13 protein-coding genes are annotated in these 14,326 nt (G+C 58.6%); 4 read left to right on the top strand and 9 right to left on the bottom strand.

Annotated features, from left to right (window positions below; all coding sequences use genetic code 11):
* The first annotated feature begins 11 nt into the window (after positions 1–11).
* Positions 12–1,601, top strand: coding sequence for a hypothetical protein (locus JS46_RS03030; protein WP_033747788.1), 1,590 nt, complete (start codon positions 12–14; stop codon positions 1,599–1,601).
* 67 nt (positions 1,602–1,668) lie between these two features.
* On the opposite strand, the gene JS46_RS03035 is transcribed toward JS46_RS03030, so the two are convergent.
* A complete protein-coding gene (locus JS46_RS03035) occupies positions 1,669–1,875 on the bottom strand; it encodes a DUF2767 family protein (protein ID WP_033747789.1) in 207 nt (68 codons plus the stop codon).
* A gap of 166 nt (positions 1,876–2,041) precedes the next feature.
* Positions 2,042–4,006 carry a methyl-accepting chemotaxis protein gene (locus JS46_RS03040; RefSeq protein ID WP_033747791.1) on the bottom strand — a complete coding sequence of 655 codons (1,965 nt, stop codon included), beginning with the start codon at positions 4,004–4,006 and terminating at the stop codon, positions 2,042–2,044.
* Positions 4,007–4,482: 476 nt separating this feature from the next.
* On the opposite strand from JS46_RS03040, the gene JS46_RS03045 reads away from it, so the two are divergent.
* Positions 4,483–5,694 carry an MFS transporter gene (locus JS46_RS03045; protein ID WP_255351563.1) on the top strand — a complete coding sequence of 404 codons (1,212 nt, stop codon included), beginning with the start codon at positions 4,483–4,485 and terminating at the stop codon, positions 5,692–5,694.
* A gap of 26 nt (positions 5,695–5,720) precedes the next feature.
* On the opposite strand, the gene fucP is transcribed toward JS46_RS03045, so the two are convergent.
* The 7 genes from fucP to JS46_RS03080 are packed head-to-tail and all read right to left on the bottom strand — an operon-like array spanning position 5,721 to position 11,826.
* The gene (gene fucP / locus JS46_RS03050; RefSeq protein WP_033747794.1) at positions 5,721–6,947 is read right to left on the bottom strand and encodes an L-fucose:H+ symporter permease; all 1,227 of its coding nucleotides are present in this window, start codon (positions 6,945–6,947) and stop codon (positions 5,721–5,723) included.
* Positions 6,948–6,983: 36 nt separating this feature from the next.
* Positions 6,984–7,334 (bottom strand): L-rhamnose mutarotase, encoded by a 351-nt coding sequence (locus JS46_RS03055; protein ID WP_033747795.1) that lies wholly within the window; start codon positions 7,332–7,334, stop codon positions 6,984–6,986.
* Entirely contained in the window at positions 7,331–8,107 is a 777-nt protein-coding gene (locus JS46_RS03060; protein ID WP_033747797.1) for an SDR family oxidoreductase, read from the bottom strand. Before JS46_RS03060 ends, JS46_RS03055 begins: the two co-directional genes overlap by 4 nt.
* Positions 8,085–8,939 (bottom strand): amidohydrolase, encoded by an 855-nt coding sequence (locus JS46_RS03065; protein ID WP_033747800.1) that lies wholly within the window; start codon positions 8,937–8,939, stop codon positions 8,085–8,087. Before JS46_RS03065 ends, JS46_RS03060 begins: the two co-directional genes overlap by 23 nt.
* Position 8,940: 1 nt before the next feature.
* Complete coding sequence (locus tag JS46_RS03070) at positions 8,941–10,227, bottom strand: L-fuconate dehydratase (RefSeq protein WP_033747803.1); 1,287 nt, start codon at positions 10,225–10,227, stop codon at positions 8,941–8,943.
* Complete coding sequence (locus JS46_RS03075) at positions 10,224–11,072, bottom strand: fumarylacetoacetate hydrolase family protein (protein ID WP_033747805.1); 849 nt, start codon at positions 11,070–11,072, stop codon at positions 10,224–10,226. The genes JS46_RS03070 and JS46_RS03075 overlap by 4 nt, the downstream gene beginning before the upstream one ends.
* A gap of 13 nt (positions 11,073–11,085) precedes the next feature.
* The gene (locus tag JS46_RS03080; RefSeq protein WP_033747807.1) at positions 11,086–11,826 is read right to left on the bottom strand and encodes an SDR family oxidoreductase; all 741 of its coding nucleotides are present in this window, start codon (positions 11,824–11,826) and stop codon (positions 11,086–11,088) included.
* A 194-nt stretch (positions 11,827–12,020) separates the two neighbouring features.
* Between JS46_RS03080 and JS46_RS03085 the strand changes: the two genes are divergently transcribed.
* Together JS46_RS03085 and JS46_RS03090 are read left to right on the top strand one after the other, a co-directional pair.
* Entirely contained in the window at positions 12,021–12,773 is a 753-nt protein-coding gene (locus tag JS46_RS03085; protein ID WP_033747808.1) for a FadR/GntR family transcriptional regulator, read from the top strand.
* 343 nt (positions 12,774–13,116) lie between these two features.
* Positions 13,117–14,325, top strand: coding sequence for an aldose 1-epimerase family protein (locus JS46_RS03090; protein WP_033747809.1), 1,209 nt, complete (start codon positions 13,117–13,119; stop codon positions 14,323–14,325).
* The last annotated feature ends 1 nt before the right edge of the window (position 14,326 follow it).

Consider the following 14,326-nt stretch of genomic DNA (forward strand, 5'->3'; position numbering starts at 1 on the left):
AGGGAATGCAGATGAAAAGCTGGCTTAACAGGTTACTGAATAATAAATCAAAAGAAACCTTTCCGATAGTATGGGATGCGCAACTGCCACCCCTCTATACGCGTCTCGAACAGACTTATGAGCAGGCACAACCCCTGCCCTGGGATAATAACGTGCTGCCATGTCAGCCTTTGGGTGACTCGGATGAAGCGTTCTGGGCGCCTGGTGCGCTTGAAGGCACGATGATTTATCACTTCAGTTTCGGAGGCGGCGATATTGGCGCAAAAGAGATTTTGTCGCGTTTGCAGCAGGCGATAGGGAAACCAAATGCAAGAACGATGCGGGCACTGTATGAATTAATCATTCAGGACTCTCCGCTGCCTTACATTGATAAGTTGCTAAAAGCTATCCCAACCGTAGGTGGCATACGAGCAGACCGGCTCAATGAACTGCTATTATTTCTGTGCACCCGCAGTCCGGATCGAAATGCGATAAAGTTTGCGATGGCTCTCATGGCTTTTTTTCCGCAGCAGCGAAATGTGGATGTATTACAGGTGCTGGGACGCCACGATGAGTTCACGCTTTACGCTGTTGTGGCGCTGCGTTCTATGCTCACGCCAGAGCAATATACAGATATCTGGTTCGCAATGGCGCAACGAGTAGACGGTTGGGGACGTATCCATTTGATGGAACGTATGCCTGACACGCTGGATGACAAGATGCGTCGCTGGCTATTACGCGAAGGGTTCTTTAATTCAGTAATGAATGAATACACTGCGGTGAATTGCGCGGTTCACGGCGGATTGTGCGAAGCACTGGCGAGCGAACATGACGATGCTCTTCTGCTGGGTGCGGCTGAGATACTGTACGCTTTGTTAAATGAAGATCCGGTTCCAGGCATGTCGGTGTATGACGACGCCGTGGAAACCTGCCAACGCTATTTACAAAACGTGATTGCTCAGCGGCCAGCTCATCCTTTGCATTACCTTACGGCCAAACGTATTAGTGAGTGGGCACGGCAGGAAGAATCGCTCCATCCCTCACTCTCCGCCCAATTGGTGACAATGAGTGCTGGTATTCTGGCATTAAACCTCTGGGATGAAGTCATCCTGCAGACTCTGGCGGGTGAAGAAGGTTATGCATTCAATCTGGCGATCGAAGTATATCGCGATCGTCAAAAAGATCCCTTTCCCATCCTGTTTGCACGCCAGCGTGATATGCCTGAGTCAACCCTCTGGTATCAACTTATGCAAACTGAGGATATCAACCAGGCAATTCAGGTATGTTCTCTGGCTGAGACGCAGTTTAACCTTAATGCCATCGCGAGCGGGCCGACGCTTAGCAACGGTATAGGACCCAAATGGAACGTTCACCGCCATCTGGATTCGCTATTACAAGAATTAAAGCGCTTTCCGGAAACAGGCTGGCCTTTACTTAAAGCAGCATTCCGGAGTCCAGTGATAAGAAACCGTCAAATGGCGCTCAATGCTCTTGAAGCATGGCCACTAAATAGCCTGTCTGTTCATCTTCACTACATTGAAGAATGCGCTGAAAGTGAACCGTACGAAGAAGTGCAGCAACGACTGAAGGGCCTGCGGGATCGCTTGTGCCAAAACGGCTGACCGACAGGCAAAGTCCGCTTTCAGCGGGCTTTTATTCAGTCGTGAAGTGCAGCTGCGCGGCCAGCGTTTAAGGCTTAACCAGACGGATCGCGTGCTCCAGCATCCGCTGCTCATCGCGCTCGCTGTAGGAGCGGTGCTGCCGCGCGCGTTTCAGCAGCGCGGAAATCTCTTCCCGTTTGGTCTCATGGCCCGATTCGGCCAGCACGACCACCGCATCGCCAATGACCCGGCAGACTTCGTCGTAATCATCTTCATTTAATGCATCGCGCTTCATCGCTCCTCCTGTCAGGCTTCGCCAGTCGTCGTAAAAGAGTATTCAGAAACAGTAGTCAGGATCGTCACGCGCCGCAAACCTGCGGCGGGCGGAACAGCATCTGAGGCTTAGGGCTTCGCTTCGCCATCGGCGCAGCCCTTCTCCAGAGAGCTGCGCCGGTTTTGCCTTACCGGCGGGTTGAGAGCGTTTGCAGCACTTTCAGCTCGGCCACCGCTTCCTGCATGGCGTCCATGCCAGCGGTCAGGGTGCGCAGGCTATCCAGCTGTTTCGTCATGTCTGCGCGTTCCTCGCGCGTGCGATGGCTCATCGCCGCGATGGTATCGGCCGCGTGGATGCTGCGCTCAGCCATATCGGTGGCGGTTTGCACCGTGTTGGTGGCCACGCCGCGAATGCGTGAAATGGTGCTCACCGCATCGTTGATATTGCTTGCTGTGGCTTCCGCCTGCTCTTTAGACGAGTGGGCCAGACGGCGCACTTCGCCCGCCACCACGGCGAATCCCCTGCCCGCTTCGCCCGCGCGCGCCGCTTCAACCGCCGCGTTCAGCGCCAGAATATTGGTCTGGAAAGCGATATTGCTGATGCCATGCGTAATGACATTGATGCCGTTTGATATCTCCTCCAGATCGTCCAGCCCTTCGCCTAAACGGCCCTGTGCCTGCTGGCTCTCTCTGGCGAGATCGCTGATGGCGCGGATAGCGCTTTCAGCCATGGTAAGCGCTTCGTTCTGGCTCTGGGTCGCCGCTTCCAGCACCGGCAACGCCTTCACGATAGGCGCCAGCTCCTGCTGATAATTCACCACGCGCGCCAGCACGCCCGACTGCACGCGGTTCAGCGCCTCCCAGCGACGCAGCGCGCGCTGGGCGTAATGCGCCGCATAGCTGGCATACTCCACGGGAAATTGCGCCATCGCATTGGCGTCGTGATTAAAAAACACCAGCGCAGAGAGGGTCTGATTGATCGGCACGCCCAGGATTTCGCCGAAGCTGGAGAAGCCGGCGGCGGGAATGCCTTTAAAGAAGTGGGCGTCGTGTAGCCGATCGGCGTTGCCTGCGCGGCGCAGTATGCAGTCGTTCATCAGGATCGCCGCCGGTTTGCCGTGGCGCCCGGTAAACGCCTGCCAGTCACGCAGCGTCGCCTGCTTAAAATCGGTTTCGCGCATCAGATAGAGCCGGTCGCCGAATTCCAGGTCACAAAAAAATTGCACGCTGTGGCTCGTCATTTTCGCCACGGAGCGAATAAAGAACGCCTCGCCTACCTTTACGGCGAAGGTCAATCCTTTCAGCCGCTCGGTAAGCTGCTGCTCGTTGCACGCCAGATGTTCCGCCAGCGCCTGGGTAAACGGCTGCTGCTGCCCCTGCTGATTGAACACCGAAGTCAGGGTGCGCGTTATGGGATCGGCTTCCGCGATTAACCAGCTCTTGTTCAGCGGCTCAAAGTTCTGGCTTTTAAAAGGCGCAAAGGATTTGCCCGCCGCCATGCGGCAGAAAACGATCACCGCTTTCCCCTGCAGCACGCGACCGCCTACGCCGATCCAGGTGCCGTCGAAGGTGACGCGCCCGCCCGCCGAGCCGCCAATCGCCAGGCAGGGAAAGCGGCCGCTGTTGTACCAGGCCTGCATCAAAAAGCCTTCCGACGCCGAGAGCCCGTCACAGTAGATCATGGCAAAGGTGCGATCGGCAGAGAGCGGCATGCGCAGCTTCAGCGCGGCCAGCTCCTGCTCAATCGCGCTGATGCGATCGGTCGCCGTATGGGTGTCACTGAGATGCAGGTCAACGATATGGGTTTCATGTTCCGCAATCAGGCTGCGGGGCAGCCAGAGCCAGCTCCCCTCCTGGCCATCCCCTTTGCAGTAGGTGGTCTGCCTGCCGCTGGCGCTGAGCGCGCCGTTAGAGGAGAGCGTAACCACGGTTAAATCCGCCGAGGTAAAGCGCTGCCAGGCCTGGCTGACCTTCTGGAAATCGGCCTCGGGCGGCACGAACGTCAGCAACACCCCTGCCGCGCGCGGGCTGAGGCCTGCCGCAGAGAGCGAGGCCGGCAGGCTCTCGCAGTTAAAAATGCCGTTAGCGGGCTGAGACGCGCCTGCGAAACCTGAACCGAAAAAGCGTTTACCCATTGTCTTGAGAGCAGACATATTATTATTTCCACTGTAATTAAAAGGCGTGCATAGGCTGGTGTTGTAAAAAAAAGAGGGCTAAAAGCAGGTCCGTTCGCAATCAGTACTCATGATCCCTACTCAGCGTTAAAGGATGCGCTGAAGATGCGTTATCGACTCATATGGCGATAGCTTCAGCTATTAATGTGATTGGCATCACTGATAAGAGGAGCTAAATATGCATTGAGAAGAGCGGATTGATCGTTACCAGTGCTTACTTCCGCATTTAATTATCTGCTTCGCGCTTTACCTTATATTTCGCTGCAATTGAGAGTCTTCACATCATAAGCTGACGAATTAAACAGTCTGATAACATTCCCCTTGCCGCAGCTGAATAATAATCTTATTAATATTTAATTACTTATAATAAAAAACATTCCAGCGTGTTAATAAAACCATTACAAGGATAAAGTATACCGACTAAACACGCCGTTGCCGCGAGCGCGGAACAGGGTCTGTTCCAGACGTTAAAATCCTTCCCGGCGACTGTTCATGCGCTGCTCTTTTTTACGCTTGTCATACGGTTTAGCTATTTTATGGCGTGGCCGTTTATCGCCGTGATCATGACGCAAAATTATCACCTGTCGCCGATCGCCATTGGCATGGCGATGACCAGCAGCGCGCTGTTCTCGGTGGTGCTGGGTATGTATGGCGGGCAACTATCGGATCGGCTGGGTCGCCGCGTGATCCTGCTGCTGGGCTGCGCCTTTTCCGCGCTGGGATATATCATCCTGGCGCAGGCCACCGGGCTGGGGCTGTTTATCGTCGGCCTGATGATTATCGGCGTCTCCTTTGCGTGGGTCGATCCTCCTTTGCGCGCGCTGATGAGCGATTTGCTGGGCGATCGTCGTCGCCGCGCGCTTGCTCTGCAAATGCGCTACTACCTGATTAACGTCGCGGCGGTGTTTGGTCCGCTGGTGGGGATCGTCTTTGGCCTGACCTCGCAAAAGGGAACCTTCCTGATAACCGGACTGAGCTACCTGCCTTTTTTCGCGTACGTGCTGCTGTTTATCCCGGCGGGTAAACTGCTGAGCGAGCAGCAGGCTGGCAGCGAGCCGCCGGTAAAACTGAACCAGATGATGGGTATTATCGCCAGAGATAAAACCTATATTGCAGCGCTGCTGTGCAGCATTTTATGCAGCGTGGTGTTTATCCATTATGAAGCCATACTGCCTCAGTATCTGCTGTTGCTTGACGGCCACGCGGCAGTGAAGCTGATCACCCTGATACTGGTCACGAATGCCTGTACCGTGCTGCTGTTTCAGACATTTATTGTGCGGTTTCTGGCGCAGATTAACCTGCCGAAACGCATTCTGTTGGGCGGCCTTATTTTCGCGGTATCGCAGCTCCTTTTTTTTTCCGTGCGTTCGACGGAAATCTGGCTGTGGCTGGCGGTCACCGGCGTCTTTAGCCTGGGGGAGGCGATTCTTATGCCGAACCTGAACATTCTGCTCGATCAACTGGCGCCGGCAAAGCATAGAGGCGCCTACCTGGGCGCTTCTATGCTGTCGACGCTAGGGATCGCTGCCGGACCGTTGCTCGGCGGCGTGATGCTGGCGCTGACCGGCGCCGGCGTCTTTATCTGCACCGCCTTGCTCAGCCTGATGCTCTGCGCCCTTATTTACGTCTTCAGGATCCGCATCCTGACCCGGCTACAGGATGCATAATAAGGCGCGGAGAGCTTTCCTCGCGGTTACGCCTGCTTCCGCTGCCGCAGCGCATAAACCAGCACCACGCCAAAGCAGAGCAGCGGCAGACTATAAGCTACGGCGGTGCTGACATGGTCGGAAATCAGCCCCATGAAATAGGGCATAATCGCCCCGCCGACAATCGCCATAATCATAAACGAGCTTGCCTGTTTGGTGGCCGGGCCGAGATTTTTGACGCCCATGGCGAAGATGGTCGGGAACATCGTCGACATAAAGAAGAAGATGGCGATCAGCGCCACGACTGAGACATCCCCTGCGCCCAGCATCACCACGGCGCAAAGCACGATATTGATCAGCGCATAGGCCGCCAGCATCGCGGCCGGTTTGACCCTGCCCATCAGCCAGGTGGAGAAGAAGCGGCCCAGCATAAAGCAGATCATCGCCACCGACAGCATATAAGAGGCGCTCTGGTTGGTGACGCCGTGCCAGTGCTCGGTGGCGTAGTTAATAAAGAACGCGCCCACCCCAACCTGCGCCGCAACATAAAAGAACTGCGCAATCACGCCGCCGACGAAATGCTTTTGCTGCCATAAGGTCGCGCCGGGCTGCTGCACATGCGCGCTGGCGGCCTCGCGAATATCGGGCAAAGCGGTGCGTTTAAACATCAGCGCAATGGCGATGACCACAAACGCGATAACCACGTAGGTGATTTTGACGCTCTCCTGCGCCGCCTGCTGGCTGGCGTGGGTAAAGAACAGCGAGCCGCCGATCATCGGCCCGACAAACTGTCCGAGACCGTTAAAGGACTGCGCCAGATTGAGGCGTCGCTCCGCCCCGCTGGCATCGCCCAGCACCGTGGCATAGGGATTCGCGGCGGTTTCAAGGCAGCCAAGCCCGGATGCCAGCACGAACAGCGCGAAGAGAAAGACCGAGAAGTTATTGACCATCGCCGCCGGCACGAACAGCAGCGCGCCAAGGGCGTAGAGCGATAATCCCGCCAGGATCCCGGCCTTGTAGCCGTGACGCTGCATAAAATAACCGGCCGGCAGCGCCACGATAAAATAGGCGCCGAAATAGGCCGCCTGCAATAATCCCGATTGCGCTTTGGTGACGCTTAAGGTCTCCTGAAAATGTTTATTGAGTACATCCAGCAGGCCGTAGGAGACGCCCCACATAAAAAACAGGGTGGTAATCAGCATGAACGCCCAGCGCAGGCTAATAGTTCCCCCGACGCCGATATTTTCCGGCGTCTCGACGCGTTGTATTGCCATGGTTATATCCTCGTAGCGTAGAGTCGGTAAGTGTTGTTATTGGTCCTGCAAAGAGAATATTCGCGCCATCGCCGCCCATTTTTCCCCTGCGGGCGTCCAGGGCGTTGGCTGTTGAAACTGCCACATCAGCGCCTCCCAGCGCTGAATATGCGGATCCTGCTCCGACGCCTGAGCAAAAGCCTGCGCGTTAAAGCGTTCGTTTACCTCCATTACCATAAAAAGTCGGGCGCCAAGCCGGTATATCTCCATATCGACGATGCCGTGCTGACGCAAATGGGCTGCCACTTCCGGCCAGATGCGCTGATGCAGCCGCTGGTACTCGGCGATCTTCTCCGTGTCATCCACCAGATCGAGCGCCAGACAGTAGCGCGCCGTTGCGCCGCTCATAACAGCGCCCGATCGAGATGCAGATAGCCGCCGTCGACGCTCAGCCACTCGCCGGTGGTGTGCGACGCACGGGGCGACAGCAAAAATACCGTGGTATTGGCGATCTCCTCCGGCGTGGTCATCCGCTGGCCGAGCGGAATGCGCTGGGTAATTTTCGCCAGTTCGCCCTGCGGATCGGCGAAGCCGCCGATCCAGCGTTCATAGAGCGGCGTCATTACCTCGGCGGGCACCACGGCGTTCACCCGCACGCCGCTGTGACGCAGGGATACCGCCCACTCCCGCGTCAGCGCCAGAATCGCCCCTTTCGCCGCGCAGTAGCCGCTGGTGCCGCCCTGGCCGCTCAGCGCGGTTTTTGAGGCGATATTGACGATCGCGCCGCGGCTCTTTTCCAGCGCGCGCTGGCAGAAGTGCGTCATCTGGTAATAGTGCAGCAGGTTCTTTTCCAGCGAGGCGACGAAAGCGCTGCGTCCCGCCTCCAGCCCGACGCCGTCGTTGACGCCTGCATTGTTCACCAGTCCGTCGATGCGCCCGAACTGCTGCTGTATCGCCTCGACCGCGCGCTGGCAGTTCTGCTCATCGCAGAGATCGGCAATCACGACCTCGGTTTGCGGCTGCAGCTCGCGCAGCGCGGCCAGCCACATCTCATCCGGCTGCGCGTTGGTGACGATCGCCGGGATCGCGCCCTCTTCCGCCAGCAGACGGGAGATAGCGGCGCCGATGCCCGATCCGCCGCCGGTGACGATAACCACCTTATCCTGCAAAAACAGATTCATTCTTCTCTCCTGTCAGGCCGTAAACGTTCGCGGCCGTATCGCCCCAGATAGCCGCCTGTTCGCTGGCGGTGAGCGCAGCCGTCGCCTCGTCAGCCAGCTGCGCCACCGCCTGATACTCCGCGGCCAGCAGGCAGACCGGCCAGTCCGAGCCGAACATCAGCCGCTGCGGACCGAAACGCGCCAGCGCCTCGTCGATAAAAGGCCGCAGCTGCGCGCTGTCCCACTGGCCGTGCGGCGCCTCGGTCACCAGTCCGGATAATTTGCATACCACGTGCGGCATCGCTGCCAGTTCCGCCACCTGCTCGCCCCAGGCGCGCGCGCCGCGTGCAATATCTGGCTTTCCGAGGTGGTCGAGCACCAGCCAGTGGCGATCGTGCTGCGCGGCAAACTGCGTCGCCTCCGTCAGATGACGCCAGGTCACCAGCATTTCCCACACGTACGCCTGCTTTTGCAGCTGCCGCATACCCGCCGCCACGCGCGCTTGCCGCAGCCAGGCGGCGGGATCGCGTTCGTCCTGCACCAGATGGCGGAATCCCCGCAGCCGCGGATGGTGCAGCGCGGCCAGCTGCGACGTCAGATCCGCCGCGGCAACGTCGATCCAGCCCACCACCTGCGTAGCCGGCAGCGTCTGCGCCCACTGCAGCAGCTGCTGCGTCTCCGCCACGCACTGCCGCGCCTGTACCGCAATCGATCCCTGCAGCTGTCGCTGCGCCAGCAGCGGCGCGAGGTCCTGCGGTAAATAATCGCGCTGCAGGCGCGTCATGGCGGCCATGATCCAGGGATAGCGCGCCGCGTCGTAGCGCCAGAAATGGTGATGAGCGTCGATGCGCATCTCAGCCTCCCTGCGCGCGATAGCGGTATTTCTCGCGTGAGGCGGGCACCATTTCGATCGAGAAGCCGGGCGCGGTTGGCGGCATATAGGCGGCGCCGCGGATCTCGCACGGATGCAAAAAATGTTCGTGCAGATGATCGACATATTCGATGACGCGACCTTCATGGCTGCCGGCAATGCAGACAAAGTCGATCATCGACAGATGCTGCACGTATTCGCACAGCCCCACGCCGCCGGCGTGCGGGCAGACCGGCAGCTGATATTTCGCCGCCATCAGCATCACCGCCAGCACCTCGTTGACGCCGCCGAGGCGACAGGCGTCGATCTGCACCACGTCGATCGCCTCGCGCATTATCAGCTGCTTAAAGATGATGCGGTTCTGGCACATCTCGCCGGTAGCGACTTTGACCGGCGCGACGCCCTGACGAATTTTGCGGTGGCCTTCGATATCGTCCGGGCTGGTCGGCTCTTCGATAAACCAGGGCTGGGCGAACGCCAGCTGTTGCACCCAGTCGATGGCGTCGTTGACTTCCCACACCTGATTGGCGTCGATCATCAGCTGGCGATGCGGCCCCAGCACCTCGCGCGCAATGCGCACGCGGCGAATATCGTCGTCGAGATCGCGCCCGACCTTCAGCTTGATATGGGAGAAGCCGGCGTCGACCGCCTGCTGGCAGAGGCGGCGCAGCTTGTCGTCGTCGTAGCCGAGCCAGCCCGCCGAGGTGGTGTAGCAGGGATAGCCCTGCCGCTCGAGCTGAAGGATGCGCGCCGCCTTGCCCGGCTGCTGCGCCGTCAGCAAGGCGAGCGCCTCGTCTGGCGTGATGCAGTCGGTGAGGTAGCGGAAATCGATGCAGCGCACCAGCTCCTGCGGCGACATATCGGCCACCAGCCGCCACAGCGGCTTCTCTTCCGATTTCGCCCACAGATCCCACACCGCGTTGACCACCGCGCCGGTCGCCAGATGAATGGCGCCTTTATCCGGCCCGATCCAGCGCAGCTGGCTGTCGCTGGTGATATCGCGCCAGAACTGCCCCATATCGGCGGTGATCGCTTCCAGCTGGCGGCCGACGATCAGGTGCTCCAGCGCGCGGATCGCTGCGCAGCAAATCTCGTTGCCGCGCCCGATGGTAAAGGTCAGGCCGTGCCCGCTGATCGCCGCGTTATCCGTTTCGATAATGACGTAGGCGGCAGAGTAGTCGGGGTCCGGGTTCATCGCGTCCGACCCGTCGAGATGTTCGGACGTGGGAAAACGGATATCTTCGACGCGCAGTGAGGTCAGTCTGGTCATGCTTCGCTGCCCTCGGTGATCTGGCGCTGCTCGCCCAGCCCGGCGATGCCTAAGCGGATCTCCTGGCCCGGACGCAGGTAAACCGGCGGTTTCTGTCCCATGCCGACGCCCGGCGGCGTGCCGGTAGAGATCACGTCGCCCGGCTGCAGGCTCATAAAGCGGCTGAGATAGCTGATAATGTGCGCCACCGTGAAGATCATGGTGCGGGTGTTGCCGTTCTGATAGCGTTTGCCGTCGACCTCCAGCCAGAGATCGAGCTGCTGCGGATCGGCGATCTCATCGGCGGTCACCAGCCAGGGGCCGATGGGACCAAAGGTGTCGCAGCCTTTGCCTTTGTCCCAGGTGCCGCCGCGCTCGATCTGATATTCGCGCTCGGAGACGTCGTTAACCACGCAGTAGCCCGCCACGTGCGACAGCGCATCCGCTTCGTCGATGTAGCTGCCGCCTTTGCCGATTACAACGCCCAGCTCAACTTCCCAGTCGGTTTTCACCGAGCCGCGCGGAATGCGCACAGCGTCGTTAGGGCCGACCACCGCGCTGGTCCATTTGCCGAAGACCACGGGCTCCTGCGGGATGGCGGCGCCGGTCTCCGCGGCGTGATCGGCGTAGTTCAGGCCGATACAGATAAACTTGCCGATCCGGCCGACGCAGGCGCCCGTGCGCGGCTGCCCGCTGATTTTAGGCAGCTCGCTGAGCGGCAGCTGGCGCAGCCTCTCCAGCGAGGAGGGCAGCAGCGCATCGCCCGCGAGGTCATCGATATAGTGCGACAGATCGCGCAGTTCGCCCTGCTCATCCAGCAGCGCCGGACGCTCGTTGCCCGGCTCGCCTACACGTAATAATTTCATTGCTCCACTCCTGTTAGTTGCTCCAGCCGCCATCGATAATCTGGGCGGTGCCGGTGGTGTAGGCGCTGGCATCGGACGCCAGGTAGGCCGCGAGATAAGCGATCTCCTCAGGCGAGCCGATGCGGCCAATGGGCTGACGCGCGACAAAGGCGTCATAGACTTCCTCTTCCGAGCGCCCTTCTGCTTGCGCCTGGGCGGCGATGCGCTGGCGCAGCGACGGCGAATCGACCGTGCCGGGGCAGATGGCGTTGCAGCGGATGCCGTCGCCGATGTAGTCCGCCGCCACCGAGCGCGTCAGGCCGATGACCGCCGCTTTGGTGGCGCTGTAGGCAAAGCGATTGGCGACGCCTTTGATGCTGGAGGCTACCGACGACATGTTGATAATCGAGCCCCTGCGCTGTTGCAGCATCGCGGGCAGAAAGGCCTGGATCATGTGAAACATCGCGGTGACGTTGAGATCGAGCGCGAACTGCCACTCCTTTTCGCTGCACGCCAGTAGGCTGCCGCTGTGGACGACGCCGGCGCAGTTAAACAGCGCATCGAGCGTGCCGAGCTCCTGCGCCGCCGCGCGAATCGCCTGAGGATCGGTAACGTCCAGCCGATAAGCGCGGATGCCGGGCAGATCCTGCAGCGCGGCCAGATTGATATCGCTGGCAATCACCTCTGCGCCCTGCTGAGCGAAGTAGCGCGCGCTGGCCAGCCCGATGCCCTGCCCGGCGGCGGTGATTAATACGCGTTTTCCGTGTAAATTCATTGCATTTCCTCTGGTCCAAAGATCTAATGGTCAGGCCAATAGAGAGGTGTTTTGCCCTTCCGGAATAGCAAATAACGCTGGCTACTTTTTCGCTGACGCATTACGTTTTATTGACATTTGCGTAACATTGACAAGTGTCCTGACGATTATTTGTGCATCGGGTCACTTAATTTATTTAGACGGGTAGCAGTGCGATGCCGATAAAAAAGATGGAAAACCCCAGGCTTTACAGACAAATAGCTGACCAGCTGATCAAGCTTATCGACAATAACGAGTTTCCGCCCGGCAGTCGCCTGCCAGCGGAGCGCGAGCTGGCCGAACAACTGCAGGTGAGTCGCGCCTCGGTGCGCGAAGCGCTGATTGCGCTGGAGGTGATTGGGCTGGTGGATGTGAAAGTCGGCAACGGCGTGATTGTGAAGGCGCGCTCCCGCACTCAGGAGCCGGTGATGATGCAGGCCGGACGCGATCAGTGGCGCGAGCTGGACGATGAGCTGGGCATCAAGCTGGACTTCTCTACCGAGCTGCCGCCGTTCTCCCTGCTGCAGGCGCGGCGCCTGATTGAGCCGGAGGCGGCCGCGCTGGCCGCGGTGCACGCCAGCGACGAGGAGCTGGCGCTGATCCGCGCGGCCTATGAGCAAAACTGCGAGGATAACCGCGCTCAGTCGCGTACCCATCCCGGCGACCGGCTGTTCCATATCCGTATCGCCCAGGCGAGCGGCAACCCGGCCTATGGCTTTATCATTGGCCATCTGCTCGGCCACCGCTACGGCAGCATGTTCCGTATGCTGCAGGCGCACTATACGCCAGGCGACATGCCTTCTGTCTCGGAATCGGAGCACAGAGCTATTCTCGCCGCGCTGGAGAAACGCGACGGCAAAGCGGCGCGAAGCGCGATGAAAAAACATATCGACCGGGTGATCGCAACGTTTGAGCGGGTTCAGGAGTAAGGGCTGGTGTAAGGGGCTGAAGGACGCGACCAGCCCTTTCCTGCAAACTTGCTTTGACAAAGCTGGTCTGGAGCATATCTCAAACCTTATAAATAAGACGTTTGTTAGTTTTGTCCTTCCTTGCTGAAACGATTTAAGCGAAGCCCGCATTTTCTGCTCTCATTTGTTTCCCGCCCTCTAAATCTGTTTACTTGTTGCACATAAACCTGTGACGCAGATCTGATTTACTTCATCCTCACAACACAAAATTGCGTCAGGTGAACCTCATCACGTTTTCGCGCGGCGGCAATTTATACTCTTGCCCGACTTCAGCTAAATCAATTCAGCAACGGGATGCATAAAAATGAAAAAGACACTTTTAGCAGGCATGGTTATGGCGGCATTCAGCGGTCAGGCAGCAGCGCAGACGTGGGTGCTGACAGATGCTGAAGCCGGTACAGACAAGGGAAACTGGCAGATTAGCAGTAAACAGCTGAAGCTTTCAGGCGACACCTTCAGCTTACAGCAGAAAGTCCTGCACGGCGGCAAGCAGGAAGGTTCGAAAGTGCTGACTATCACCAGCCAAAACGGCCTGACTATCGCCCTGAGCCCGACGCGCGGCATGGATTTACTGCACGTGAGTGGCGATGGCGTCCGACTGGGCTGGGATTCGCCGGTCGACGAGGTGGTCAACCCAGCCTATATCAACCTTGAAAGCCGCAATGGATTAGGCTGGCTGGAAGGATTCAATGAAATGATGGTGCGCTGCGGCTACGAGTGGACCGGGCATCCGGTGGTCAAAGACGGCAGGATTTACACCCTGCACGGCAAAGCAGGCAATACGCCAGCGTCCCGCGTTGAGGTCACCATCGACGAGAAGGCGCCGCATGAAATTCGCGTGCGCGGTCTGCTGAAAGAAAACACCTTTAAAAAAGCGAATCTGGAGACCTGGACCGAGCTACGTTACGTGCCCGGCGCTAAATCCTTTACTCTGCATGACGTGCTGACCAACCGCGGCGACTATCCGCATGACTATCAGATCATTTATCACAGCAACTTTGGCACGCCGATTCTGGAAAAAGATGCGCGCTTTATCGCGCCGCTGAAGTCGGTTTCGCCTTTCAACGATTATGCGAAAACCGGCCTGAAAGCGTGGAATACCTACGACGCGCCGACCAAAGACTTTGATGAGATGGTGTTTAACCTGGTACCAAAGGCGGACAGCAACGGCAAAACGCTGGCGGCAGTGATCAACAGCAAGGGCGACAAAGGCGCCTCGATTGAGTTCGACACCCACCAGCTGCCCCTGCTGACAATGTGGAAGAACACGGACACGCTGAAACAGGGCTACGTTACCGGCATTGAGCCGGGCACCAATTACGCCTACCCAGTCACCATTGAAAAAGAGCAGGGTCGCGTGAAGCAGTTAGCGCCGGGCCAAAGCACCACCTTTGAGCTGACCTATACCCTGCTGAGCAGCGCCAGCGCGGTTAACGCAACCGAACAGCGCATTAAGCAGATTCAGGGCGATGAACAGCCCACGGTGGATGAGAAACCCATCGCCGTAGAGTAAT

It is taken from the genome of Pantoea sp. NGS-ED-1003, from assembly GCF_000738765.1.
Classification (GTDB): Bacteria; Pseudomonadota; Gammaproteobacteria; order Enterobacterales; family Enterobacteriaceae; genus Pantoea; species Pantoea septica.

Bases quoted from the DNA above. Each gene is read 5' to 3' on its own strand.
- JS46_RS03030 (WP_033747788.1), top strand. From the start codon at position 12: ATGAAAAGCTGGCTTAACAGGTTACTGAATAATAAATCAAAAGAAACC.
- JS46_RS03070 (WP_033747803.1), bottom strand. From the start codon at position 10,227: ATGACCAGACTGACCTCACTGCGCGTCGAAGATATCCGTTTTCCCACG.
- JS46_RS03035 (WP_033747789.1), bottom strand. From the start codon at position 1,875: ATGAAGCGCGATGCATTAAATGAAGATGATTACGACGAAGTCTGCCGG.
- JS46_RS03040 (WP_033747791.1), bottom strand. From the start codon at position 4,006: ATGTCTGCTCTCAAGACAATGGGTAAACGCTTTTTCGGTTCAGGTTTC.
- JS46_RS03085 (WP_033747808.1), top strand. From the start codon at position 12,021: ATGCCGATAAAAAAGATGGAAAACCCCAGGCTTTACAGACAAATAGCT.
- JS46_RS03065 (WP_033747800.1), bottom strand. From the start codon at position 8,939: ATGCGCATCGACGCTCATCACCATTTCTGGCGCTACGACGCGGCGCGC.
- JS46_RS03090 (WP_033747809.1), top strand. From the start codon at position 13,117: ATGAAAAAGACACTTTTAGCAGGCATGGTTATGGCGGCATTCAGCGGT.
- fucP (WP_033747794.1), bottom strand. From the start codon at position 6,947: ATGGCAATACAACGCGTCGAGACGCCGGAAAATATCGGCGTCGGGGGA.
- JS46_RS03075 (WP_033747805.1), bottom strand. From the start codon at position 11,072: ATGAAATTATTACGTGTAGGCGAGCCGGGCAACGAGCGTCCGGCGCTG.
- JS46_RS03080 (WP_033747807.1), bottom strand. From the start codon at position 11,826: ATGAATTTACACGGAAAACGCGTATTAATCACCGCCGCCGGGCAGGGC.
- JS46_RS03060 (WP_033747797.1), bottom strand. From the start codon at position 8,107: ATGAATCTGTTTTTGCAGGATAAGGTGGTTATCGTCACCGGCGGCGGA.
- JS46_RS03055 (WP_033747795.1), bottom strand. From the start codon at position 7,334: ATGAGCGGCGCAACGGCGCGCTACTGTCTGGCGCTCGATCTGGTGGAT.